This is a genomic window from Pseudonocardia kujensis, assembly GCF_021283305.1.
GTDB classification, from domain to species: domain Bacteria; phylum Actinomycetota; class Actinomycetes; order Mycobacteriales; family Pseudonocardiaceae; genus Pseudonocardia; species Pseudonocardia kujensis.
Genome location: NZ_JAJSOK010000027.1, coordinates 19,202 through 43,427 on the forward strand (window position 1 = coordinate 19,202; position 24,226 = coordinate 43,427).

Consider the following 24,226-nt stretch of genomic DNA (forward strand, 5'->3'; position numbering starts at 1 on the left):
CCGGTCCTCCCACTCCTTGAACGCCGACCCGAGGACGGTTGATGAACGTCGACGATGTGGCCGAGACGGCCACGAGACTGCTCGCCGCGTACGAGGCGGGCTCGCCCACCCACCCCGTGATCGCCGATCACCCCGACGCCACCCTGACCGACGCGTACGCGATCCAGCAGGCACAGGTCGAGGAGTGGACGCGCCGCAGCGACTCGGTCCGCGGGCACAAGGTCGGGCTGGCCTCGCGGGCGATCCAGCGTCAGATGAACGTGGGCCAGCCGGATTTCGGGCACCTGACGCAGTCGATGTTCCATCTGGAGAACGAGCCCGTTCCGAGCGCGACCTACCTGCAGCCGCGGATCGAGCCCGAGGTCGCCTTCGTCCTGGGACGGCCGCTCAAGGGCCCCGGTGTGACGGTCGCGGACGCGGTGCGCGCTGTCGAGTTCGTCCTGCCGGCACTCGAGATCGTCGACTCGCGCATCAGCGACTGGAAGATCTCCATCGTCGACACTGTCGCGGACAACGCCTCCTCCGGCGGCGTGATCCTCGGCAGCCGTCCCGTCCCCTTGGCCGAGCTGGACCTGCGCCTGGTCGGATGCACGCTGCACCGCAACGGAGAGCTGGTGGAGACCGGGGCGGGCGGGGCGGTGCTGGGGTCACCGCTCAACTCGCTGGTCTGGCTGGCCAACACCGTGGGGGCACTCGGGGTGACGCTCGAACCGGGTCACGTCGTGTTGCCCGGGTCGATGACCAAGGCGGTTCCCCTGGCCCCCGGCGACACCGCCGTCACCACGATCGCCGGCCTCGGCACGGTCACCGCCCTGCTGGGCCCCGAGGAGGACTAGCGCAATGAGCAGCAGCACGGACCAGGAGTGGTCGGCCGGACGGGTCGCAACCATCCTGCTCGAGGCCGAGGACACGACCTCCGCCCGCGGATCCATCCAGGCCGAATGGCCCGGGCTCGACCTGGCGACCGCCTACGCCGCCCAGGACGACGCCCTGGCCCGCAGGGTCGCGCGGGGCGAGACCGTGACCGGGCTCAAACTGGGGCTGACCTCCCGCGCCAAGCAACGCCAGATGGGGGTGGATGCCCCCTCGGTGGCATGGCTGACCGACGCCATGGCGCTTCCCGCAGGCGACCCGGTTCCTCGGTCCCGGCTCATCCACCCGCGGGCCGAACCGGAGATCGTCTTCGTGATGAAGCGCCGGCTGGCCGGGCCGGGCGTGACGGCGACGTCGGCGATGGCCGCCGTGGGGCACGTGTACGCGGGGATCGAGATCATCGACAGCCGGTACTCGGGATTCACGTTCACCCTGGCCGACGCGGTGGCCGACAACAACTCGTCCGGCGTCTACGTCACCGGCGCGGTCGGACTGCCGCCGGAGAGCCTCGACCTGGCGCTGGAGGCCTGCCTCCTGGAGGTCGACGGCCAGGTCATGGACAGCGCCACCGGTGCCGCGGTGCTCGGGCACCCGGGCGAGGCGCTCGCCTTCGCCGCCAACACCCTCGCTGAGCGCGGCCTGGCCATCGAGGCGGGCTGGACCGTGCTGACCGGTGGGATGACCGACGCGGTACCCGTGGCCCCCGGATCGCGGGTGGCCGCACACTTCACCCACCTCGGATCGATCACCCTCGCTGGAGGCTGAGATGCCGTTCATCGACGTCACCCTCGCGGAGGGACGCTCCCCCGAACAGCTCCGCGCGCTGATCAGGGAGCTCACCGAGGCTGCGCACCGCGCGGTCGACGCACCGGTGAACTCGATCAGGGTCGTCGTCCGCGAGTGCCCGCCCACGCACTGGGCCGCCGGTGATGTGACGATCGCCGAGCGCCGCGCCGCGCAGTAGGACTGCACCGGCGACGGCCCGGGCGGTGTTCCGCAACCCTGGACACGACCCGTGCCGTCGCCCTTCCTGTTCCCTTCTGCGGACAGCGGGTTGTCTCCCCTGCCGATGTCGGGCTGGCTGTGGGGGTCGCGTGCGCAACCGCCGCGACAGGCCGATGTCAGTGGCGAGCAGGAGAGCTCACGTGACCGCAGTCGACGACCAGAGCACCAGGACGAGCGAGCGGCCTGCGGGGCCGGAGCGCGTGGCGGATCGGCTCTACCACGATCTGTGGGCCCCCGAGGAGATCCGCGCGGTCCGGGCCCGCGTTCGCAAGGCCGCGAGCGAGACCGTGGCGCCGGTGGCCGCGCGGATCGCGAACGGCGACGAACGCACCGACGGGTTCCCGCGCGACGTCTTCGACGCCCTCGCCGAGCGCGGTGTCTTCAGGATCCCGTTCGGCACCGACGTCGGCGGCGACGGGTTCGTCCACCCGGCCGCGGCCACCGCGGTGGCGGTCGAGGAGCTCGCCTACTACTCCAACAGCGTCGCCGCGATCTTCGACGTGCACTGCATCCTCGCCGGCAACGCGCTCAACCAGGGCAGCCCCGAGCAGCGTGAACGCTGGCTGCAGCCGATCGTCGCCGGCGAGATCGTCGGGGCCTTCGCGACCAGCGAGCCCGGCGCCTCCAGTGATCTGTCTCCGGCTGCGGTGCAGACCGTCGCGGTGCGGGACGGGGAGGAATGGGTCCTCAACGGCCGCAAGCGCTGGATCACCAACTCCGTCGTGGCAGGGGTGATCGTGGTGCTGGCCCGTACCGGCGAGCGGCTGACCACGTTCGTCGTGCCCAGTACTGCTCCGGGTCTCAGCATCGGCACGCCGGACCGCAAGCTGGGCAACCGTGGCCAGATCACCGCCGACGTCGTGCTCGACGATGTTCGGCTCGGCCCGGAGGCCGTGCTCGGTGTCGAGGGTGGCGGGCTGAAGATCGCCCTGCAGACCCTGACGTACGGCCGGATCGGGATCGCCGCGGCCGGTGTCGGTATGGCTCAGGCGGCCTTCGACCACATGGTCGAGCACCTGCGCACCCGGGAGGCGTTCGGCGGACCGCTCGGGGGCAGGCAGCACTGGCAGTTCCTCATGGCGGACCGTGCGACCGAGCTCGAGGTGGCCCGAGACCTGTACCTGAAGGCGGCCTTGCGGCTGGACTCCGGCATCCCGTTCCCGGAGCCCGAGGCCGCGATGGCCAAGCTGATCGGCACCCGGCTGTCGGCTGACATCGCCCGAGACGCCGTGCAGGTGTTCGGCGGCTTCGGCTTCACCACGCAGCGGGGCGCCGACGACGCTCCCGGCCCGGTGGAGGCGATCTACCGGGACTGCAAGATCGGCGAGATCTACGAGGGCGCCAACGAGATCCAGAAGTGGGTCATCGCGCGGCAGATCCTCGGCCGCGACATCACGGGGTGATCTCCGGGCCGTCCGGTGGGCAACCCGTACAAGGGTCCCTCGGGAGGGCTCGTTGTCCACCATGCCGGAACACGCGTTGTGACGCCGATCGCGCACGTCGAACCTACAGCCAGTGCACGAGCGCCAGCCAACGTCGGCAGGCCCGACCCGAACGAGGAGCACCGTGACCATCACTCCGGACTTCGTCAACGACATCACCATCGAGGAGCTCGAAGCCGACCCGTACCCGTTCTACGAGCGGCTGCGGAAGGAGGCTCCGGTGGCGTTCGTGCCCGCGCTGGGGATGCACCTGGTCTCCACCCGTGAGCTGTGCGAGCAGATCTCCCGCGACGACGAGAACTGGCCGGCGGTGATCTCCGCGGCGGGCGGCCGGACGTTCGGGCCGGGCGCGCTGCTCAACACCAACGGTGAGGAGCACCGCGAGCTCCGCGACATGGTCGAGCCCCACCTGCAGCCCACGGCGGTGGACAAGTACATCGACGACCTGGTGCGGCCCTTCGCCCGCGAGCGGATCGCCGCCTTCGAGAACGACGGCCACGCCGACATCGTCGCGGCCTACTGCGAGCCCGTCAGCGTCCGCGCGCTCGGCGACCTGCTCGGCCTCGACGACGTCAGTACGGACAAGCTGCGCGAGTGGTTCCACAAGCTCAGCGTGTCCTTCACCAACGCCGCGGTGGACGAGAACGGCGAGTTCGCCAACCCCGAGGGCTTCCGGCCGGGTGACGAGGCCAAGGCGGAGATCATCGCCCACGTCGACCCGAAGATCGACAAGTGGATCACCGAGCCCGACCACACCGCGATCTCGCACTGGCTCCACGACGGCATGCCCGAGGGGCAGACCCGCAGCCGGGACGTCATCTACCCCAACCTCTACGTCTTCCTGCTCGGGGCGATGCAGGAGCCCGGGCACGCGATGGCCACCACCCTGGCCGGTCTGTTCAGCAGGCCCGAGCAGCTGGAGCGCGTCGTCGACGACCCGGAGCTGATCCCGCGTGCGGTCGCCGAGGGCATGCGCTGGGTCGCCCCGATCTGGTCCGCGGTCGTCAAGCGGGCCGCGCGGGACGTCACGGTCGGCGGCGTGGACCTGCCGGAGGGCTCGATCGTGATGCTCACCTACGGCTCGGCGAACCACGACGAGCACGCCTATGACGCGCCGAGCCGGTACGACATGGACCGACCGGTCAAGCCGACGATGACCTTCGGCGGCGGCAAGCACGCGTGCGCCGGTACCTACTTCGCCAACGCCGTCGTCCGCATCGCACTCGAGGAGCTCTTCGAGTCCATCCCCAACCTCGAGCGCGACACCGACCACGAGGTCGACTTCTGGGGCTGGGGCTTCCGCGGACCCAAGCAGCTGTTCGTGAAGTGGGAGGTCTAGGAGCCCGCCCACTGCGGGTGCAACGGAGCTGGAGCGGAGTCGTTCGAAGATGGCGGACAAGTACACGGTTCGGGTCACGGGCAAGAACGTGGACATCGCGGTCGGAGAGGACCAGTCGGTCCTCGACGGCGCCTTGCGCGCGAACCAATGGTTGCCCCACTCGTGCACCCAGGGCACCTGTGGCACCTGCAAGCTCAAGGTCCTCTGCGGTCAGGTGGACCACCGCGACTCACCCGAGTACACCCTGACCTCGGAGGAACGCGACTCGGGGCTGGTCCTGGCCTGCCGGGTCACCCCCCGCTCGGACCTCGTGGTCGAGCCACTGGGCGCCGTCGACGACCGGGTTCCCCACCACCCGTTGCGCGATCACGAGGGGACCGTCGTCGTGCTCGACGACATCGCCGCCGCGACCCGGCGGCTGGTCGTCGCGCTCGACGAGGAGATGCACTTCAACGCGGGCCAGTACGCGGAGCTGCTGATACCCGGAACGGCGCTCGCCCGGCAGTACTCGATGGCGAATCCGCCGTCGGAGGCCCGCCTGCTGGAGTTCCACATCAAGCTGACCGAGGGCGGTGCCGCCACGGAGGGCTGGATCTTCCGCTCGCTGGCGGTGGGGGACCGGATATCCCTGCGCGGCCCCCTCGGCCAGTTCCACCTCGTCGACAAGGTCGAGGGTCCGGTGATCCTCATCGGGGGCGGCACGGGGCTCGCCCCGCTGAAGTCGATCGTGCAGCACGCACTCGCCGAGGACCTGGCGCCGGAGCTGTACGTCTACCACGGTGGCCGGCGCGAGGTCGACCTCTACGACGTCGAGTTCTTCCGGGAGCTCGACGCCCGCCACGAGCACGTCCACTACCGGCCGGTGCTCAGCGAGCAGGACTGGGGCGGCGCGACCGGCATGGTGACCGACGCCGTGGTGGCCGATTTCGCCTCCTGCAAGGGGATGAGCGCCTACCTGTGCGGCCCGCCGGCGATGGTGACCGCGGCGGTGAAGGCCCTCAAGCGCAGGCGCATGTCCCCGCGCCTCATCTTCAAGGAGGAGTTCACCGTCGCGCCTCCCTTGCCCGACGCCGACGCCGCGGCCTCCTGAACACGTCCTCCTGCCACACCCCGCGATCGACCACGGCGGATTCCAGGGGTCGTTGCCACACCGTGGATCGTCAGGCGGACGGTAGTCGACGCAGGCGGGATGACGTTCCCGTCCCGGGCGGCGACACGACTGCTTCCCGAGCCGACCCCCCCGACCCACATCCCGCCCCACAACGGCCGCGGTCGCTGCAACTCCTCATGTTCGAGGTGTCGCAGCGACCGCGAGAACCGGGCGAGGGGCAGCGACGGGCCGGGCCCCTCGGCCCCGTCAGTGCATGCGCAGGGTGACCGCCCGCGGGTTGGTGAAGAACTCCCGCGAGTAGGTACCGCCCTCGCGGCCGACGCCGCTCTGCCCTTCGCCGCCGAAGGGCAGCCGCAGGTCGCGCTCGAAGAAGCAGTTGATCCACACCATGCCGGCCTGCCATCTCGAGGCCAGCCGATGGGCGCGGTCGAGGTTCTGGGTGCAGAGGATCCCGGCCAGTCCGTACGGGCTGTCGTTGGCGATGGCGAGGGCCTCGTCCTCGGTGTCGAACGGGATCACCGTCTGGACCGGGCCGAAGATCTCCTCGCGCGCCGTGCGGGCCTGGTTGGTCAAACCGGTGATGATCGTCGGCGGGTAGTAGAAGCCGCTCGCGAGGTCACCCCCGAGCCGGGTACCACCGGTGAGGACCTTGCCGCCCTCGGTCTGGGCGAGCTCCACGTAGCCGTGGACCTTGTCCAGGTGTGGTCCCTCGATCAGCGGGCCCATGCGTGTGCCCTCGGCCTTGGGATCGCCGACGGTGAGAGCTCGGGCCTTCTCCGTGAACCGGGCGAGGAAGTCGTCGAGGATGCCCCGCTGGACGAGCAGCCGGGTGCCCGCGAGGCAGACCTGGCCGCTACCGGCGAAGACGCCCTTGATCGCCACGTCCGTCGCGACCTCGAGATCCGCGTCGTCGAACACGACGTTGGCGGATTTGCCCCCCAGCTCGGCCGAGACCGGGGTGAGGTTCTGCGCCGCCGCCGCCATGACCTTGCGCCCGGTCGCGGTCGAGCCGGTGAAGGTGATCCGGTCGACGCGGGGGTCGGAGGTGAGGGGGCCCGCCACCTCGTCCCCGCCGAAGCCCTGCACGACGTTGAGCACGCCCTCCGGGAGCCCCGCCTCGAGCGCGAGCTCGGCGAACCGCGCAGCGGACAGGGGGGTCTGCGGGGCGGGCTTGAGCACCACGGTGTTGCCGAAGGCCAGCGCCGGGGCGAACTTCCAGGACGCGAGCATCAGCGGCGCGTTCCACGGGCTGATCGCGGAGACGACACCCGCTGGTGGGGTCAGGACGTAGGACAGCAACGGCCCGTCGGGGTAGGCCTCGTTCGAGGCCATCGCCGCGAAGTCCGCGAAGAACCGCAGGTTGTGCGCCACCCGCGGAATCTCCGCGTGGAGCATGTGCGAGAGCACCTTGCCGCCGTCGCGGGTCTCGAGCATCGCCAGCTCGTCGCGATGTGCGTCGACCGCATCGGCCACGGCGTGCAGGATCCGCGCCCGCTCCTTCGGCGTCATCGACGGCCACGGGCCTTCGTCGAAGGCCGTGCGGGCAGCGGTGACGGCCCGCGTGCCGTCCTCGACGGTGCCGCGGGCGACGGTGCCCAGGAGGGACTGGTCGTGAGGGTCGTGGGTCTCGAACGTCCCACCGTCGGAGGAGTCGACCCACTCCCCGCCGATCAGGTGCCGGACGCGCGTAGGTACCGGCATCAGGCGTCCACCTTCTCGGGCAGCGTCGCGTGCTCGCCCAGACCGGCCAGCTCGGCGGCCACGTCGATGATCATGTCCTCCTGGCCCCCGATCACACCGCGCCTGCCGAGCTCCATCAGGATGTCGCGCTCCTTGACGCCGTACTTCTTCGCCGCCCGCTTGGTGGGGTGGAAGAAGGTCGAGTACACCCCGGCGTAGCCGAGGACGAGCGCGGTCTCGTCGACGATCTGCGGCTCCTTCATGAGGGGCGCCACGACGTGCTCGGCGGTGTCGATCAGCGGGAACAGGTCCACGCCGGTGTCGTATCCGGCGCGCTCGAAGGCGGCGGCGAGGACCTCGGTCTGTGCGTTGCCCGCGGAGGCGCCGAGGCCGCGCAGGGAGCCGTCGATGAAGGTCGCGCCCTCCTCGGCGGCCGTCAGCGCATTGGCGATCCCGACCCCGAGGTTGTTGTGGGCGTGGAAGCCCAGATCGGCGCTCACCGCCTCCCGCACGGCGGCGACCCGGGCGCCGGCCGCCTTCGGGACCATCGCCCCCGCGGAGTCGACCACGTAGATGACCTGGGCGCCGTAGGAGTCGAGCTTCGCGGCCTGCTCGGCCAGGGCGCCCGGCTCGAGCTTGTGGCTCATCATGAGGAAGCTCATCACCCGCATACCGTGCTCGCGCGCCCAGACGACGGGCTGCTCGGCACAGTCGGCCTCGGTGCAGTGCACCGCGACGCGCACGGTCTTCGCGCCGGCGTCGATCGCGGCCTCGAGCTCGGCGAGGGTGGCGATGCCCGGCACGTAGAGCACCGCGATGTCTGCCTGGCTCGTGGCCTCCACGGCCGCCCGCACGTACTCCGGGTCGGTGGCCGCGGCGAACCCGTACTGGATCGAGGACGCGCCGAGCCCGATGCCGTGGGCGACCTCGATCGTGGTGATGCCCGCCTTGTCGAGGCCCCTGGAGATCTCCGCAACCTGCTGGGGCGTGAACTTGTGCGAGACGCTGCTCATCCCGTCGCGCAGGCTGGTGTCGACGAGGGTGACCTTGGGGCGCTGGGTGTCGCTCATGCGGGGACTCCGTCCGTGAGGGTCTTGCGCGCCATCGCCTCGGCGACCTGGACGGCGGCGGCGGTGATGATGTCGAGATTCCCGGCGTACGTGGGCAGGAAGTCGCCCGCACCCTCCACCTCGAGCATGACGGTGGCCTGGTCGCCCTCGACCTCGACGAAGCGAAGGCGGTAGCCGGGGACGTACTGCTGGACCTTGGCGACCATGTCGCGGACGGCCTGCTCGATGCGGGTGGCGTCGGGGTTGCGGACCTTCGCGTACACGGTGTCCCGCATGATCATGGGCGGCTCGGCGGGGTTGATCACCGAGATGGCCTTCGCCCGGTCGGCCCCGGCGACCTGGGCCAGTGCGCGGCCCGTCTTCTCGCTGAACTCGCTGAGGTTCTGCCGGGTGCCGGGGCCTGCGCTCGCACTGGCGATGGCGGCGACGATCTCGCCGTACGCGACGTCCGCGGCCTCGTTGACGGCCCACAGGATCGGGATCGTCGCCTGGCCGGCGCAGCTGACCATGTTCACGTTCGGAGCGTCGACGTGCTCGTCGAGGTTGACGGCGGGCACGACGTAGGGGCCGACGGAGGCAGGGGTCAGGTCGATCGCGCGGATCCCGGCCTCGGCGTAGCGTGGCGCGGCTGCGGCGTGCACCTTCGCCGATGTCGCCTCGAACACGATCTGCGGGGGCTCCGGCCGCGAGAGCAGCCAGTCGACCCCCTCGGCCGAGGTCTCCAGACCCAGGTCCCCCGCGCGCTCGAGTCCCTCGCTGGCCGGGTCGATGCCGATCATGTAGCGGGGCTCCACGAGCGCGGAGCGCTGAAGCTTGTAGAGCAGGTCGGTTCCGATGTTGCCGGAACCGACGATCGCTGCCTGTACTCGCGCAGTCATCGTCACCTTTCCTGTTCCGGACCCCAGATGGGCCCCGATGCCGCGAAGCTAGGCGCCGGGACGGGCCGGCCAGGCCGGCCTTCCGGATGGTCGAACAGTGCCCGGGGGTGCGGCCGCCGGGTTCGGATATCGATGACGACGGCCCGCGGTCGAGGCGTCAGCGGCGAGACTGCGCTCTCATGCCGATCCTGACGCTGCACCTGGTCGACGGCCGCCATCGGCCCGACGACATCCGCGCCCTGGTGGCCGCCTGCGCCGCCACCTACGCGCACGAGCTGGACTCGCCCATGGACCGGGTGCGGGTCTTCGTCCGCTTCCACGATCCGGCGCTGACGTTCGTGGCGGGCGCGTTCGTCGACGACGTGGAGGCCTCGCTCGAAGACCCGACCGATCTCACCGCGCCGTTCTTCGAGTTCATCGTGCTGAAGGGCCGTCCGCTCGCCCAACGACAGAACCTGCTGGCCGCGTTCACCGACCTGGTGGTGAGCCACCTCGGTGTGAGACGCGAGCTCGTCCGGGGCCGCGCCATCGAGGTCGACCCGCAGGACTGGGGCATCGGCGGGGTCCCGGCGTTCACGACCCGCGCCTCCGAGATCGCTGCCCGAGCGGCTGCGGGGACCCCGCAGTGAGCTCTTCGGGCGCCGGTGGGCAGGCCGTCGTCGTCGGGGCGACCGGGGCCGTCGGCGGGGCCGTCCTCCGCCGACTCCGCAAGGCCGGGCTCGCGGTCGTGGCGGTTGCGCGCGACGAGGGCAGGCTTGCCGGGCTGGCCGCGGACGATCCGGCGGTGCTCCCGTGCCCCGCCGACGTGGGCGACGACCGCTGTGGGGCGCTGGTCGCGGCGGCGTGCGAGCGGGTCGGCGAGCCGGTGCGGATGGTCGTCCAGGCGGCCGGCCTCCCGGTGAGCGGGCCGCTGTCCTCGGTCGACCCCGGCCTCCTCGGGACGTTGGTGGGTCTGAAGCTGGGGGGCCTGCTGCGGGTCGTTCGGGCGACCGAGCCCCTGCTCGGCCCCGGCAGCAGGATCGTCGCGGTGGGAGGGCACTTCGGCTCCGAACCCCAACCGCAGGCGTGCGGTGCGGGAGTGACCAACGCGGCGCTGGCCAACCTCGTGCGTCAGCTCGCCGACCACTACGGACCGCGCGGGGTGACCGCGCACCTCGTCGCGCCCGGGCCGCTGGACACCGCGCGGCTGAGAGGCCTCGCCGAGGCCGCGGCCGCTCACCGGGGCGTCACGCGTGAGGAGGTCCTCGACGAGTACCGCGAGCATTCCCCGATGCACCGCCTGACGACGGTGGGCGAGGTGGCGTGGGCCGTCGCGCTGCTGCTCGACCCGGAGGCCGTCGCCCTCCACGGTGCCACCCTCGCTCTCGACAGCGGCGCCCGGCGCGGCCTGTTCTGACGGGCTGCCCTTCCGTGAGTGCGGAAAGGGACGGCCGCCGCGAACGTCGGTGTCCGCGGTGGCCGGATGCGCGTGGCCAGGCCGCAGGCGGTCTGCGACGTTCACCGGCATGGCAGCACCGACGACGAGGTCACCCGATCGGCGCGGGGGTGCTCGGTGGGTGTCCGCTTCGCCGCACGGCCCGCGGCGCCCACCTCGTCACTGCCCGCCCGCTTCCGGCATGTCGGAACTGATCTTCCGGCTCAGCGGGCACGTCCACGGCGGTGCCCGGCACCGCACCACGTTCCGAGGAGAGAACGATGAGTGAGACCAGTCCCCGACACGAGGTGGCCCACCTCGCCCGTACCGAGCTGTTCACGCCGGACCCCGACGGCACCCTCTGGTTCTTCACCAAGCTGCTCGGGATGTACGAGACCCGCCGCGAGGGCCAGTCGGTCTACCTGCGGGCGTACGAGGACCCCTACCAGTGGAGCATCAAGATCACCGAGGCTCCTCGGGCCGGCCTCGGTCACGCTGCGCTGCGCACCAGCTCGCCCGAGGCGCTCGACCGCCGCGCCAAGGCGCTGAAGGACACGGGCGCCGACGTCACCTGGACCGAGAACGAGTTCGGCTACGGCAAGACCCTGCAGTTCCAGTCGCCCGACGGGCACAACCTCTCCCTGGTCTGGGAGGCCGAGAAGTACCAGGCGCCGCCGGAGCTGCAGAGCAAGATCCTCAGCCGTCCGTCGAAGAAGCCGCTGCAGGGGCTCCCGGTCAAGCGCATCGACCACATCAACCTCATGGCCAGCGACGTCAGCCCGGTCAGGGACTCGTTCGAGCGTCACCTCGGCTTCCGCACCACCGAGCGGGTCGTGGACGGCCAGGTCGAGATCGGCGCGTGGATGAGCTCCAACATCCTCGGCCACGAGGTCGCCTGCATGCGCGACACGCTCGGCGAGCGGGGCCGCCTGCACCACGTCGCCATGTACTACGGGATCCCGCAGCACAACATCGACGCGGCGGAGATGTTCCGCGACTACGACATCCAGATCGAGACCGGTCCGGACAAGCACGGCATCACCCAGGGCTCGTTCCTCTACGTCTTCGAGCCCGGCGGCAACCGGATCGAGCTCTTCGGCGACACCGGAGTGCTGTCGCTGGAGCCGGACTGGGAGACCCGCACCTGGCAGATGTCGGACATCGACACCGGCCTGGCGATCGGCGGGGCGAAGCTGCCCTTCGAGACCTACTTCACCTACGGCACGCCGAGCAAGCTCACGCTCACCGACCACATCGTGCAGTTCGCGGGCGGCCCGCACCCCACCCCCGAGGCGGAGTCCGCTGCCGCCGCCGTCCCGGACGCCGTCGAGCAGTCGCCGCACGTCTCGGGCGTGCCTGCGCACTAGCAGCTCCCGTGCCGGGTGACGGGTGCGTGCTTCGGCCGCGCCCGTCACCCGCGCCGACCGGCCCCGCCGAGGACGTCGAGCCGGCCGCGCCGGCCGGGTGCACCGGCACGACACCACGCAGCTCGGAGGACGCCCGGGACGGCACGATCGTCTCTCGGCTCGTCGCGGCCGGTGCCGACCGCCTCTCCCTTCGTCCGAGCATGACCGCCGCCATCGGCAGAACGACCGATTGCCGTCGTCGCCCGCCGGAACGAACGTGGGCCCTCTGCGCAGGGACGACGGAGAGCGGTGACGATGGGCGCCTCACTGCCGGAGAAGTGGAATCCGGAGAACGAACCGGCACGCGTCGGCGCGGGCGCGGTGACCCTGGTCGAAGGTTCGTCCTTCTGCATCTGCACGTCCGGCGGGGACATCGGCGGCACCGGGCCGTGCGGCGTCTTCTTCCGTGACACCCGCATCCTTTCCCGCTGGGACCTGCGGGTCGACGGCGAGATCCCCGACCCGCTGGTGGCGATGACCCCCGACCCCTACCGTGCGACCTTCCTCGGCCGGCTCGCCCGCCGTTTCGGCCGGACCGACACCAACCTCCTGGTGCAGCGTGACCGGCGGATCGGCAACGGGCTCCGGGAGGACCTGGTGCTGCGCAACCCGGGGGCCGAGCCGACGACGTGCACCGTCACGGTCGCCGTCGAGGCGGACTTCGCGGACCTCTTCGAGGTCAAGGAGGGGCGCGTCCACCCGCGCGGCGAGCCGCGGGTGCAGGCCCAGGACGACCGCCTCTACCTGGGTCTGCAGTAGCGGGGAACCCATCGGGGGGCGATGGTCGAGGCGCCCGGCGGCACGGTGGTTGCGTCCAGGGGCGGTGTGGGAGCGGGGAGCATCCGGTACGACGCCCTCGTCCCCGCGCGCGGTCAGTGGTCGGCGTCGCTGCTGGTGCGGCCCGTCCTGGACGGCGAGGCGGTCGAAGCCGCCTTCCCGCTGAACCGGCCGGAACGGGAAGCCCTGCCGGCCCTTCGGTTGCAGCGATGGCGGGAGACCACCCCGATCGCCACGGCCGGGAACGACAGCCTGCAGCGGACGTTGCGGCGCAGCCAGGAGGACGTGGGGGCGTTGCGCATCTTCGACCCCGAGGACCCTGCACTCGCCGCGGTCGCCGCGGGAGCTCCCTGGTTCATGGCGTTGTTCGGCCGGGACTCGCTGCTGACCGCCTACATGGCGCTGCCGGTCGACCGGAGCCTGGCGCTCGGCACCCTGAGGACCCTCGCACGCCACCAGGGGCGCGCCATCGACCCGGTGACCGAGGAGGAGCCCGGCCGGATCCTGCACGAGGTGCGACCGGGCGTGGACTCCGGTCTGTCCCTGGGGGGCGGCAGCATCTACTACGGGACGGTGGACGCCACGCCGCTGTTCGTGGTGCTGCTCGGGGAGTTCGCCCGGTGGGGCGGCGAGCGGCAGTCGGTCGAGGAGCTGCTGCCGCACGCGGACCGGGCGCTGGCGTGGATGGAGCACCACGGCGACCGCGACGGGGACGGGTTCATCGAATACCGCCGGGCGACCGACCGCGGGCTGCAGAACCAGGGCTGGAAGGACTCCTGGGACGGGATCACGTTCGCCGACGGCCGCCCGGCCGAGGCACCGATCGCGCTCTGCGAGGTCCAGGGTTACGCCTACGACGCCTTCCGCGCCCGCGCCGAGCTCGCCCGTTGGCTGGACGACGAGGCGGGGGCGCGGCGTTGGTCCGAGCGGGCGTCGGCACTCAAGACGGCCTTCAACGAGCGGTTCTGGCTACCGGAGCGGGGCTGGTACGCCCTGGCCCTGGACCGGGACAAGAACCCGGTCGACGCCTGCGCATCGAACATGGGTCACTGTCTGTGGAGCGGCATCGTGGACGCCGACAAGGCACCCCTGGTTGCCGAGCACCTGGTCTCCCCGGCGATGTTCACGGGCTGGGGTGTGCGCACGCTCAGCAGCGCCATGGGTGCCTACGACCCGGTCAGCTACCACAACGGCTCGGTCTGGCCGCACGACAACGCCTTCGTCGTCGCCGGGCTCATGCGCTACGGCTTCGTGGCGTCGGCGCAGCGCATCGCGGAGGCGCTTCTCGAGGCGGCGGAGCACTTCGGGGGCCGGCTGCCGGAACTGTTCTGCGGCTTCGACCGCGGTGAGTTCCCCGAGCCGGTGCCCTACCCGACCTCCTGCTCGCCGCAGGCGTGGGCCTCGGCCACCCCGGTCCAGCTCGTCCGGACGTTGCTGCGGTTCGACCCGGAGCTTCCCCGGGGGCGGCTGTGGGTCGACCCCGTGCTCCCCCGGGCCTTCGCCCCGCTGCGGGTCGAGGGGGTGGCCCTCGGGGCCGGCCGCCTCAGCGTGGAGGTGACCGGTGCCGAGACGCTGGTGGAGGGCGTGCCCTCAGGCGTCGACCTGCGCTGCGAGCCCTGTCTGCTGGAGGACTCGTTCCCTGCGTGACGCCGAGTCGGCTCCCGGTCGGCGCCGGGCCGGCTCAGGTCGCTCCCGTCATCGCGGGCGGAATGCGTACCCCGCCGCGCAGGGCCCGCACCGTGGCCGCCGTGAGATCGACGCCGAAGACTTCTCAGAGCGTCCCCGTGGAGATCACCGTCTCGGCCAGCTCTCGTACCTTCATGTTGCGGTGCTGGCTCTCGGCCTTGAGGGTCGCGATGGCCTGGTCGTCCGTGAGCTGGCGCTGGCACATCAGGATGCCGATCGCGATGCCGATCCGTCGGTTGGTGGCCAGCGCGCGCTCCAGGTTGTCCGCCCTGTCCTCCGCCGACCTGGCCCGCGCCTGCAGCTGGTCGAGCTCGATGCGGACGTCGGAGCGCTGCGCCGGCGTGGCCGGTGCCTCCGCTGGCAAGCTGAGGGTCATCGAGTCCTGGTCCTCCTCCTCGTAGGCCCACGTGTGCGGACCGGCCGGTGCGCCGTCGTCGCCGGTCTCCCGTGAACGTCTGTGCCTCGGACGTCCAGGGTGCGGGTGCGTTCGGCCGTCCGACATCGGCAGAGCGACCGATCCGCGGACGCCGCGGTCCGGAATAGGCATGTCTGCCGATACCGCTTCGTCTGCGCCTGGGGTCGGATGGATCAGCGCCCGGCGTCGCCACTGCGGCGATGTTCGGCGCCGCCCAAGGACCGACAGCGACGAGGAGGCAACGTGAAGGCAGTCGTCTATGACGGACCCCGTAAGGTCAGCGTCACGGATGTTCCGGATGCCCGTATCGAGCGACCGACGGACGTGCTCGTGCGGATCACCACAACCAACATCTGCGGCTCCGACCTGCACATGTACGAGGGCCGGACGGACTTCGAGCAGGGTCGATGGTTCGGGCACGAGAACATGGGCGAGGTCGTCGAGGTCGGTGACGGCGTCGACAAGGTCCAGGTGGGCGAGCGTGTCGTCCTCCCCTTCAACGTGGCCTGTGGGCACTGCAAGAACTGCGAGCGCGGCCTGACGAACTACTGCCTGACCGCCCAGCCGGTCAAGGAGTGGGCCGGCGCCGCCTACGGGTTCGCCGACATGGGACCGTGGCCCGGTGGCCAGGCCGAACTGCTCCGGGTGCCCTGGGGCGACTTCAACTGCCTGCGTCTGGGGGAGGACGCGGACGAGAAGGCCTCCGACTACGTGATGCTGGCCGACATCTGGCCGACCGGCTATCACGCCACCGAGCTGGCCGGCGTCTCACCCGGGGACCAGACGGTGATCTACGGCTCCGGCCCTGTCGGGCTGATGGCCGCACTCTCGGCCACCATCCGCGGGGCCAGCAAGGTGATGGTCGTCGACCGTCATCCCGACCGGCTGCGGCTGGCCGAATCGATCGGCGCGATCCCGATCGACGACTCCAAGGTCGACCCGGTGGAGGCCGTGCTGGAGCAGACGATGGGTCTCGGTGCGGACAACGGCTGCGAGTGCGTGGGCTACCAGGCCCACGACCCCGAGGGCAACGAGCACCCGAACGACACCCTGAACAAGCTGGTGAAGTCGGTGCGCTTCACCGGCCGGATCGGCTCCATCGGCGTCTTCGTGCCGCAGGACCCCGGGGGTCCCGACGAGCTGGCCAAGAACGGCCAGGTGGCCTTCGACTACGGCATGTACTGGTTCAAGGGCCAGCACATCGGCAGCGGCCAGGCGCCGGTGAAGAGGTACAACCGGCAGCTGCGCGACCTGATCGCCGCGGGCAAGGCCGAGCCGTCGTTCATCGTCAGCCACGAGTTGCCGCTGAGCGAGGCGCCGGAGGCGTACAAGCACTTCGATGCCAGGGACGAGGGCTGGACCAAGGTCGTCCTCAAGCCGGCGATGGCGGGGGCCTGACATGGCAGGCGAGCTGGACGGACGGCGGGTCGCCGTCCTCGCGGCCGACGGTGTGGAGCGGGTGGAGCTCGAGAAGCCGCGACAGGCCCTCGACCGGGCCGGGGCTGCGACCACGCTGCTCTCGATCCACGACGGCGAGATCGCGGCACGCGACCACGACCTCGACGACGCCGGCACGTTCACCGTCGACAAGCTGGTCGGGGATGTGTCACCGGACGACTTCGACGCCCTGGTGCTGCCGGGGGGCACGGTGAACCCGGACCAGCTGCGGATGAACCAGACCGCGATGAGCTTCGTCCGCAGTTTCGTGGACTCCGGCAAGCCGGTGGCCTCGATCTGCCACGGACCGTGGAGCCTGGTCGAGGTCGACCGCGTCCGCGGCCGGCGGCTGACCTCCTGGCCGAGCGTGCGCACCGACCTGCGCAACGCCGGCGCCGAGGTGGTCGACGAGGAGGTCGTGACCGACGGCAACATCACGACCAGCCGCTCGCCGGACGACCTGCCCGCCTTCTGCGAGCGCATCGTCCAGGAGTTCGCCGGTGCGGGCGCGTCGGCCGGTGGGCGTGACTCGTCCTCCTGAGCCGGGAGCGTCGGGTGGGGGCGGCCCGGGTGGTCGCGGTGCTTCCGCGGCGAGCCCCGCCGGGGCGGTGGGAGGGCCGGAACGCCGGATCATCTCCTGGCGCCGCCTGGCGGTGTCGCTCGCCGCGGGCGCCGCGGCTGCGGTCGCCGTGGCCCTGCTCGGCCCGGCCCGGCTGGCGGTCCTCGTCGGCTGGGCCGTTGCCGCGTCGGTCGTACTGGTGTGGGTCAGCCGCATCAGCTGGCCGCAGGACCAGCGGGGCACCAAGCGCCTGGCGGAGGAAGAGGGGCGGTCCCACGTCACGGACACGGCGGTTCTCGTCGCGGCCTTGGCGAGCCTGGTCGCAGTTCTCCAGGCCGTCGCCAGCGCCAGCCAGCACGACGCGGTGGCGGTCGCGGTCGTCGTCCTCGCCGTCGTCGACGCGATCCTGTCCTGGGCGCTGGTGAACACGGTCTTCGCCCTCAAGTACGCACGGCTCTACTTCGCGGGCAACGACGGCGGCATCGAGTTCGGCCAGGACGAGCCGCCGGTGTACGCCGATTTCGCCTACGTCGCGTTCACCACCGGTATGACCTACGCCGTTTCCGAGACCCGGCTGGAGACCACGCAGATGCGCAAGGTGGGTCTGGGGCACGCGCTCCTGTCCTACCTGTTCGGGACGGTGGTGATCGCCGTCGCCGTCAGCCTGCTGACCAACCTGTGACACTGCGCCGGGGTGGTATCCGGCTTCAAAACGGGGCGCTCGCGACCGATCGTCGTGGAGCTGGACGCCGCCGCGGCGGCCGACCGGAGGAGAGGGCATGCGTGCAGAAGATCTGTCAGGAGCGGATGCCGCCGTGTACCGCGCCGTTGCCGAGCGGGAGGTCGGCGCGGGTGCGCCCCATCTGCAGGACATCGCCCGCCAGGCAGGGTTGAGCCTGGAGGCGACCCGCACGGCCGTTCATCGGCTCCTGCACAGCGAGCCGAAGATCCTGCACGAGGTCCCCGACACCGGTCGGACCGACCTGGGGCCGTTCTACGAACTCGCGCCCCGCACCTGACTCCGCCCGCAGGGTTCCGGTCCTCCGGCCCGGAACCGGCTCACGCCCGGTCCTCTCGCGGAGTGCGCATGTGCTCTGCGACGCGCGGAGGTGCGTCGGTGCGCGCCTGCTCGGCAGCCAGGCCGGACGGGCGCCGGGGGGCCGGGTCCACTCGCACCGAGCGCACGACCTCCGCGCGGCTGCGGTAGTCGACCGGCGGGATGGCTCGCAGGCTCCGGAGCACCTCGTCGGGCGCCCCCGCCCGCTCGGCGGCGCTCACGAGGGCGTCCTTGTCCGCCGGGTAGTCGACCTCCGCCAGGTAGTCGAGGACCTGCTCCGGGGTCAACGGGGCGGCCACTACCGCGCCCCGGCCATGAGGACGTCCAGCTCCCGCCCCATCTGCGAGGCGACGTCCTCCCACTCGCCGGGGCTGACGGCCTCCCGTGTCGTCGTGAGAACCGCGGCCACGGCCTTCCGGGCCTCGCCCTCGTCGACCCGCGCCTGCTCCGCCACCCGGCGCACGAAGTCCTGCGTCTCGAGCGGCTGCGCCTCCTGGGTCGGCGGGATCAGGTCGGGCTGCAGCTCCTTCGGCAGCTGCGACGCGAGGTCCTTGGCCTCCCCGCCGGTGAGCCGCTCCGCCAGCACCCGCAGCGTCGCGTGCGTCAGCGATTCGGCGATCTCCGGCGGCCGCCCGGTGCGGGCCGAAGCGGCTCCGATGAACTCCTCGTACTGCACATGCCCTCCTCGTGGGATGCGATTGCCCCCGCTGCCGGTCCCATCGAAGCCTCGGACCAGGCGCGGGTCCATCCGGAGAACTGCCGATATCTCCCCGCTCCACCGTCCCGGTTCCGTCAGCGCCCGCCTTGCCGGCGCTGACGAAGATGGGCAGTTCTGCCGACGACGCCGGGCACCGGCCCGAGGACCCTGGAGGACCGGCGGCCGGCCGGGGACGCAAGCGGGCGATCCCTCAGCGGCTCCGCACCGTGATGCCGTGCCACCCACCTCGGCGGTTGAGTCTGTGCGACGAGGGGAGGTGGCCGCGTGCTCCCGCTGGCGTCACGGGCGGTCTGCACCCGCCGTCGGAACCTCGCGGGCTGTGGGTGGTGAATCCTTTGGGCGAGCCGATGCAACTGCTGCCGGCCCGGGAGCAGATGGCGTTCACGCTCGGCTTCCACATCATCCTGGTGCCGTTCGGGATGGCGTTCACGGTGCTGATGCTGATTGCGGAGTACCGGGGCATCAGGCAAGGGGACGACGTGGCGCTGCTGCTGGCCCGTCGGTGGTCGCAGGTGGCCGGGGTCCTGTTCGCCGTCGGCGCCGTCTCGGGGACCGTGCTCTCGTTCGAACTCGGACTGCTGTGGCCCGGGCTGATGGGCCGGTTCGGGGCCGCGTACGGCATCCCCTTCGCGGTCGAGGGACTCTTCTTCTTCCTCGAGGCGATCTTCGTGGCGATCTACATCTACGGGTGGGGCCGGCTCCGCGGGTGGACGCACTTCTGGAGCGGGGTACCGGTCCCGCTGGCCGGGATCGGGGGTACGTGCTCGGTGGTCGCCGCGAACGGCTGGATGAACGAGCCGGCGGGGGTGGTGCTGCGCAGCGGGCAGGTGGCCGCGGTGCATCCCCTGCAGGTCTACTTCAACGGAGCCTTCTGGTTCGAGGCGCTGCACATGCTGCTGGCCGGCTACATGGTCGCCGGCTTCGTGGTCGCCGGCGTCTACGCCGTCGGCCTGCTGCGCGGGCGACGGGACCGCTACCACCGGCTGGGCCTGATCATTCCGTTCACGGTGGCCGCCGCGATGACACCGCTGCAGATCCTCGTCGGTGACGTCGCCGCCCGGGAGGTGTTCCACCGGGAGCCGGCCAAGTTCGCCGCGATCGAACTCCTCCCACGTACGGGCAGCCACGTTCCGGAGGTGCTGGGCGGCGTCCTGGTCGACGGGCAGCAGCGTTACGGGCTGCCCGTTCCGGCGGCCGCCTCCCTCCTGTCGGGTTCCTCCCCGTCGACGGTGATCAGAGGGCTGGACGCGGTCCCGGTGGACGTGCGGCCCCGCGACGACCTCGTGTCGATGGTCCACCTGTCCTTCGACGTCATGGTCGGGATCGGCTTCCTGCTGCTGGCGCTGTCGCTGTGGTTCGCCGTGTCGTGGTGGCGGCGGCGCAGCTCCCCGGCCAGCCGGTGGTTCCTGCGGCTGACCGCGATCGCCGGTGTGCTGGCGGTGATCGCCCTGGAGGCCGGCTGGGTGACCACCGAGGTGGGCCGGCAACCCTGGACGGTCGTGGGTCTGCTCCTCACCCGCGACGCGGTGACCACCGCCGGGAACCCATGGCCGTTGCTCGTGGGCACTCTGGCGCTCTACGCCGCCGTGGCCTACGGCACGGTGATGGCACTGCGGCTGCTGCGGCGGCGCTGGGCCGGACACGGCGAACCGGCCGGCGAGGGCTCTGTCTCCTCCGTCCCCTACGGCCCCTCGCGGACCCCGGAGCGTCGGGCCCCGATCGGCGGCCGGTCGTGAGCACGTTCGCGGCCGCTGTGTTGTTCCTCGGCGTCCTCGCCTACGCCGTCCTCGGCGGCGCCGACTACGGTGCCGGTTTCTGGGACCTCACCGCGGGCGGTGCAGCGCGGGGTCGGCGTCCCCGCCACCTGGTGGACGAGGCGCTGGCCCCCGTGTGGGAAGCCAACCACGTGTGGCTGATCTTCTGCCTGGTCATGCTCTGGACCGGCTTCCCGCAGGCGTTCGCCGCGATCATGACGACGCTGTACATCCCGCTCGGGCTGGCCGCGCTGGGCGTCGTCGTGCGCGGCTGCGGGTTCGCCTTCCGCTCCGTGATGGTCCGGACCGACCAGCAGCGGGTCGCCGGGGCTGCGTTCGCGGTGTCCTCGATCCTGGTGCCGTTCTTCCTCGGGACGGTGGCGGGTGCCCTCGCATCCGGGCGGGTCCCGTCCGCCGGCAACGGGGACCCGGTGCACAGCTGGGTCAACCCGACCTCGTTGCTCGGAGGTGTCCTCGCCGTGCTCGTGGCCGCTCTCGTGGCCGGTGTCTTCCTGACCGCTGAGGCGAGCCGCCGCGGCGATGCGACACTGGCCCGGTGGTTCGCCCGCCGGGCCCGGCTGGCCGCGGCGGGCGCCGGCGCCGTGGCGCTGGCCGGGATCGGCATCCTCCGCGCCGACGCGCCCCGGCTCTTCCACGAGCTGCTCACCCGGGGGCTGGCGCTGGTCGTGCTGTCGGCCGGCCTCGTGCTCGTCACCGTCCTGTTGCTATGGCGGCTGCCCCCGCGGGTGCTGCAGGGTCTCGCCGCGGGAGCCGCGGCCACGATCATTCTGGGTTGGGGGGTCGCGCAGTACCCCTACCTGCTGGGAACCCACCTCCCGATCGCTGCCGCCGCGGCCCCGACTCCCACGCTGTCCGCCTTGACCGTGGTCGCCGCCGCGGCGCTGGTCCTCGTGGTGCCGTCCATGGGGCTGCTGTTCGCGTTGCAGCAGCGCGGGCGTCTGGGCAAAGCCCCGTAGCGATACGCCCCCGGGACGTACCGGAGGACCGCACGGGGCGCACGTTCGATGGTCCGGCCCCACCGCGTGCCACCCCATTGGCAGAACGACCGATTGCCGTCGTCGGGGCGGCAGGCGAGCGTGGACGGCACAGTGCGGCCGGACTTCGATGTGGCCACCGCGCGATCGGCGGCTCACCGTTGACCTCTCTGCGGCAGGAGGAACGATCCGTGACTCTGAAGGACCCGACCGGCTCCCGGGGAGGTGCCGCTGTCCACCCGTGGTCTCCCGGTAGTCCCGGCGCCTCGCCCCGCTCGGCGCGGCGGACCGTCGCCTCCTACACCAACTACGCGGACGCCGAGCGTGCGGTCGACCGGCTCGCCGACCTCGACTTCCCGGTCGAGCGGGTCGCCATCGTCGGCCAGGACCTGCAGACCGTCGAGCAGGTGACCGGAAAGCTGGACTATCCCACTGCCGCCTGGCGGGGTGCGGTGAGCGGTGCCGTCCCGGGCGCGCTGCTCGGCTGGATCTTCGGACTCTTCGGCTGGGCCGATCCGTTGGTGAGCGGGCTTCTGCTCGCCCTCTACGGACTCCTCATCGGAGCGGTGATCGGAGCGATCATCGCGGTGATCGTCTACGCGCTCCAGGGAGGTCGCCGGGACTTCGCGTCGGTGGCCTTCATGCGTCCCCAGCGGTTCGAACTGGTTGTCGACGACGAGGTGGCCGACCAGGCCGCCCGGCTGCTTGCAGAGAGGGTCTGAGATGGCGCGCGCGGTGGGTATCGATCTCGGGACGACGAACTCGGTCATCGCCGCATGGGAGGGCGGTGAGGCCTCGGTCGTCCCCAACGCCGAGGGGGCTCGCACGACGCCGTCGGTGGTGGCGTTCACCGAGAACGGGGAGCGTCTGGTCGGCCAGTTGGCCCGCCGGCAGGCGATCCTCAACCCCAAGGGGACGATCTACTCGGTCAAGCGGTTCGTCGGCCGCAGGTTCGAGGAGGTCGAGGAGGAGGCCGGTCAGGTCACCTACGACGTGGTTCCCGATGCGAACGGGCTCGCCCGGGTCAAGGTGCGGGACAAGCTCTATGCGCCCGAGGAGATCTCCGCGCTGATCCTGCGCAAACTCGCCGACGACGCCGGACGGCACCTCGGCGAGCGGGTCACCGAGGCGGTGATCACCGTCCCCGCCTACTTCAACGACGCGCAGCGAACCGCAACCCGCGATGCGGGGAAGATCGCCGGCCTCGAGGTCCTGCGGATCATCAACGAGCCGACCGCCGCGGCGCTCGCCTACGGGATGGAGAAGGGCCAGCACGAGACGGTGCTGGTGTTCGACCTCGGCGGCGGGACGTTCGACGTCAGCGTCCTCGACGTCGGCGACGGCGTCGTCGAGGTGCGTGCCACCGCCGGTGACACCCACCTCGGAGGTGACGACTTCGACCGGCGGATCGTCGACCACCTCGCCGAGGAGTTCCAGAAGGAGAACGGCATCGACCTGCGCAAGGACCCGCAGGCGCTGCAGCGGCTGTACGAGGCCGCCGAGAAGGCGAAGGTCGAGCTGAGCTCGGTCAGCCAGACCCAGGTCAACCTGCCCTTCGTCACCGCGGACGCCAACGGGCCGAAGCACCTGACGATGACGCTGATGCGCTCGAAGTTCGAGCAGCTCACGGCGGACCTCGTGGAGCGGACGATGGGGCCGGTGCGTCAGGCCATGTCGGACGCCAAGGTGGGGGCGGACGACGTCGACGAGGTCATCCTGGTCGGCGGGTCGACCCGGATACCGGCGGTGCAGGCGCTCGTGCGCCGGCTGACCGGTGGCAAGGAACCGAACATGACCGTCAACCCCGACGAGGTCGTGGCGGTCGGCGCCGCGATCCAGGCGGGGGTGCTCAAGGGTGAGGTCTCCGACGTCCTCCTGCTCGACGTCACGCCGCTGTCCCTGGGGGTGGAGACCCAGGGCGGGCTGATGACCAAGATCGTCGAACGGAACTCCACGATCCCGGTCCGGCGCAGCGAGGTCTTCTCGACGGCCGCGGACAACCAGCCTGCCGTCGACGTCGTCGTGCTGCAGGGGGAGCGCGAGCGCGCGGCGGACAACCGGGTGCTCGGGCGGTTCCAGCTCACCGGCATCCGACCGGCGCCACGCGGGGAGCCGCAGATCGAGGTCATCTTCGACATCGACGCCAACGGCATCGTCAACGTGACGGCCCGCGACAAGGACACCGGCGCCGAGCAGGGCATCACGATCTCGGAGAGCGCCAACCTGGACAGCGCCGAGGTCGAGCGGATGGTCACGGAGGCCGAGCGGAACAGGGCCTCGGACCAGCAACTCCGGCAGGAGGTCGACGCGCGCAACCAGTTGGACAGCGTCGCCTACCAGGTGCAACGCCGACTCGACGAGCTGGGCGACTCGGCACCAGCGCACGAGCGGGCTCGGGCCGAGATGCTGGTGACCGAGGCCCGGCAGGCGGTCGCCGATCAGGCGCCGCTCGATCGTGTCCGCGAGCTGACCGGCGAGTTGCAGCAGGTGGTGGCCGGGCTCCAGGCGGCGGCGACCAACTCTGCCGCGGGCGCCGGTGAGGCAACCGACGGCGACGGGGCGGCCGCGGACGACGACGTCATCGACGCCGAGTTCGACCGGAAGTGAGCC

At 71.4% G+C, this 24,226-nt stretch carries 25 protein-coding genes; 19 read left to right on the top strand and 6 right to left on the bottom strand.

From position 1 onward, the window contains the following. Positions 1 to 41: 41 nt before the first annotated feature. The 6 genes from LWC35_RS19760 (at position 42) to LWC35_RS19785 (ending at position 5,749) form a co-directional block, all read left to right on the top strand. Entirely contained in the window at positions 42 to 836 is a 795-nt protein-coding gene (locus LWC35_RS19760; RefSeq protein ID WP_232871640.1) for a 2-keto-4-pentenoate hydratase, read from the top strand. A gap of 4 nt (positions 837 to 840) precedes the next feature. Further along, complete coding sequence (locus tag LWC35_RS19765) at positions 841 to 1,638, top strand: 2-keto-4-pentenoate hydratase (RefSeq protein WP_232871641.1); 798 nt, start codon at positions 841 to 843, stop codon at positions 1,636 to 1,638. Position 1,639: 1 nt separating this feature from the next. Then, complete coding sequence (locus tag LWC35_RS19770) at positions 1,640 to 1,837, top strand: tautomerase family protein (protein ID WP_232871642.1); 198 nt, start codon at positions 1,640 to 1,642, stop codon at positions 1,835 to 1,837. A 181-nt stretch (positions 1,838 to 2,018) separates the two neighbouring features. Then, entirely contained in the window at positions 2,019 to 3,281 is a 1,263-nt protein-coding gene (locus LWC35_RS19775; RefSeq protein WP_232871643.1) for an acyl-CoA dehydrogenase family protein, read from the top strand. Between the two features lie 163 nt (positions 3,282 to 3,444). Continuing rightward, positions 3,445 to 4,659: a cytochrome P450 gene (locus LWC35_RS40360; RefSeq protein ID WP_232871644.1), complete on the top strand. Its 1,215-nt coding sequence runs from the start codon at positions 3,445 to 3,447 to the stop codon at positions 4,657 to 4,659. A gap of 49 nt (positions 4,660 to 4,708) precedes the next feature. Beyond that, positions 4,709 to 5,749, top strand: coding sequence for a 2Fe-2S iron-sulfur cluster-binding protein (locus tag LWC35_RS19785; protein ID WP_232871645.1), 1,041 nt, complete (start codon positions 4,709 to 4,711; stop codon positions 5,747 to 5,749). Positions 5,750 to 6,016: 267 nt separating this feature from the next. On the opposite strand, the gene LWC35_RS19790 is transcribed toward LWC35_RS19785, so the two are convergent. The 3 genes from LWC35_RS19790 to LWC35_RS19800 are packed head-to-tail and all read right to left on the bottom strand — an operon-like array spanning position 6,017 to position 9,398. Further along, positions 6,017 to 7,471, bottom strand: coding sequence for an aldehyde dehydrogenase (locus tag LWC35_RS19790; RefSeq protein ID WP_232871646.1), 1,455 nt, complete (start codon positions 7,469 to 7,471; stop codon positions 6,017 to 6,019). After that, on the bottom strand, positions 7,471 to 8,520 hold the full coding sequence (gene dmpG / locus LWC35_RS19795) for a 4-hydroxy-2-oxovalerate aldolase (RefSeq protein ID WP_232871647.1): 1,050 nt from the start codon (positions 8,518 to 8,520) through the stop codon (positions 7,471 to 7,473). Before dmpG ends, LWC35_RS19790 begins: the two co-directional genes overlap by 1 nt. Next, the gene (locus LWC35_RS19800; protein ID WP_232871648.1) at positions 8,517 to 9,398 is read right to left on the bottom strand and encodes an acetaldehyde dehydrogenase (acetylating); all 882 of its coding nucleotides are present in this window, start codon (positions 9,396 to 9,398) and stop codon (positions 8,517 to 8,519) included. The genes dmpG and LWC35_RS19800 overlap by 4 nt, the downstream gene beginning before the upstream one ends. Positions 9,399 to 9,577: 179 nt before the next feature. On the opposite strand from LWC35_RS19800, the gene LWC35_RS19805 reads away from it, so the two are divergent. From LWC35_RS19805 to LWC35_RS19820, 5 genes are all read left to right on the top strand, one after another. Then, complete coding sequence (locus LWC35_RS19805) at positions 9,578 to 10,027, top strand: tautomerase family protein (RefSeq protein WP_232871649.1); 450 nt, start codon at positions 9,578 to 9,580, stop codon at positions 10,025 to 10,027. Next, a complete protein-coding gene (locus LWC35_RS19810) occupies positions 10,024 to 10,794 on the top strand; it encodes an SDR family NAD(P)-dependent oxidoreductase (protein ID WP_232871650.1) in 771 nt (256 codons plus the stop codon). The genes LWC35_RS19805 and LWC35_RS19810 overlap by 4 nt, the downstream gene beginning before the upstream one ends. Positions 10,795 to 11,093: 299 nt before the next feature. Continuing rightward, a complete protein-coding gene (locus LWC35_RS19815) occupies positions 11,094 to 12,179 on the top strand; it encodes a VOC family protein (RefSeq protein ID WP_232871651.1) in 1,086 nt (361 codons plus the stop codon). A gap of 294 nt (positions 12,180 to 12,473) precedes the next feature. After that, the gene (locus LWC35_RS40365) at positions 12,474 to 12,977 is read left to right on the top strand and encodes a glycogen debranching N-terminal domain-containing protein (RefSeq protein ID WP_308194603.1); all 504 of its coding nucleotides are present in this window, start codon (positions 12,474 to 12,476) and stop codon (positions 12,975 to 12,977) included. 66 nt (positions 12,978 to 13,043) lie between these two features. Beyond that, positions 13,044 to 14,642, top strand: a complete 1,599-nt coding sequence (locus tag LWC35_RS19820) for an amylo-alpha-1,6-glucosidase (protein ID WP_308194604.1) — start codon at positions 13,044 to 13,046, stop codon at positions 14,640 to 14,642. A gap of 124 nt (positions 14,643 to 14,766) precedes the next feature. Here the strand turns inward: LWC35_RS19820 and LWC35_RS19825 are convergent, their stop codons facing one another. Beyond that, positions 14,767 to 15,057, bottom strand: a complete 291-nt coding sequence (locus tag LWC35_RS19825) for an ANTAR domain-containing protein (RefSeq protein ID WP_232871652.1) — start codon at positions 15,055 to 15,057, stop codon at positions 14,767 to 14,769. A 282-nt stretch (positions 15,058 to 15,339) separates the two neighbouring features. On the opposite strand from LWC35_RS19825, the gene LWC35_RS19830 reads away from it, so the two are divergent. The 4 genes from LWC35_RS19830 to LWC35_RS19845 all read left to right on the top strand — a co-directional run bounded on the left by LWC35_RS19830 (position 15,340) and on the right by LWC35_RS19845 (position 18,111). Further along, complete coding sequence (locus LWC35_RS19830; RefSeq protein WP_232871653.1) at positions 15,340 to 16,494, top strand: glutathione-independent formaldehyde dehydrogenase; 1,155 nt, start codon at positions 15,340 to 15,342, stop codon at positions 16,492 to 16,494. 1 nt (position 16,495) lies between these two features. Further along, positions 16,496 to 17,074, top strand: a complete 579-nt coding sequence (locus tag LWC35_RS19835; protein ID WP_232871654.1) for a type 1 glutamine amidotransferase domain-containing protein — start codon at positions 16,496 to 16,498, stop codon at positions 17,072 to 17,074. Between the two features lie 67 nt (positions 17,075 to 17,141). After that, positions 17,142 to 17,774: a DUF1345 domain-containing protein gene (locus tag LWC35_RS19840; protein WP_232871655.1), complete on the top strand. Its 633-nt coding sequence runs from the start codon at positions 17,142 to 17,144 to the stop codon at positions 17,772 to 17,774. A gap of 97 nt (positions 17,775 to 17,871) precedes the next feature. After that, complete coding sequence (locus LWC35_RS19845; RefSeq protein WP_232871656.1) at positions 17,872 to 18,111, top strand: hypothetical protein; 240 nt, start codon at positions 17,872 to 17,874, stop codon at positions 18,109 to 18,111. A 40-nt stretch (positions 18,112 to 18,151) separates the two neighbouring features. Here the strand turns inward: LWC35_RS19845 and LWC35_RS19850 are convergent, their stop codons facing one another. Both LWC35_RS19850 and LWC35_RS19855 read right to left on the bottom strand, forming a co-directional pair. Beyond that, positions 18,152 to 18,448 (bottom strand): DUF2795 domain-containing protein, encoded by a 297-nt coding sequence (locus tag LWC35_RS19850; RefSeq protein WP_232871657.1) that lies wholly within the window; start codon positions 18,446 to 18,448, stop codon positions 18,152 to 18,154. Next, positions 18,448 to 18,825, bottom strand: coding sequence for a DUF2267 domain-containing protein (locus LWC35_RS19855; RefSeq protein WP_232871658.1), 378 nt, complete (start codon positions 18,823 to 18,825; stop codon positions 18,448 to 18,450). Before LWC35_RS19855 ends, LWC35_RS19850 begins: the two co-directional genes overlap by 1 nt. 389 nt (positions 18,826 to 19,214) lie before the next feature. On the opposite strand from LWC35_RS19855, the gene LWC35_RS19860 reads away from it, so the two are divergent. From LWC35_RS19860 to dnaK, 4 genes are all read left to right on the top strand, one after another. Then, positions 19,215 to 20,603, top strand: coding sequence for a cytochrome ubiquinol oxidase subunit I (locus LWC35_RS19860; RefSeq protein ID WP_232871659.1), 1,389 nt, complete (start codon positions 19,215 to 19,217; stop codon positions 20,601 to 20,603). Continuing rightward, a complete protein-coding gene (locus LWC35_RS19865) occupies positions 20,600 to 21,598 on the top strand; it encodes a cytochrome d ubiquinol oxidase subunit II (protein ID WP_232871660.1) in 999 nt (332 codons plus the stop codon). Before LWC35_RS19860 ends, LWC35_RS19865 begins: the two co-directional genes overlap by 4 nt. Positions 21,599 to 21,807: 209 nt before the next feature. Beyond that, positions 21,808 to 22,338 carry a YflT domain-containing protein gene (locus tag LWC35_RS19870; RefSeq protein ID WP_232871661.1) on the top strand — a complete coding sequence of 177 codons (531 nt, stop codon included), beginning with the start codon at positions 21,808 to 21,810 and terminating at the stop codon, positions 22,336 to 22,338. 1 nt (position 22,339) lies between these two features. Further along, entirely contained in the window at positions 22,340 to 24,223 is a 1,884-nt protein-coding gene (gene dnaK / locus LWC35_RS19875) for a molecular chaperone DnaK (protein WP_232871662.1), read from the top strand. The last annotated feature ends 3 nt before the right edge of the window (positions 24,224 to 24,226 follow it).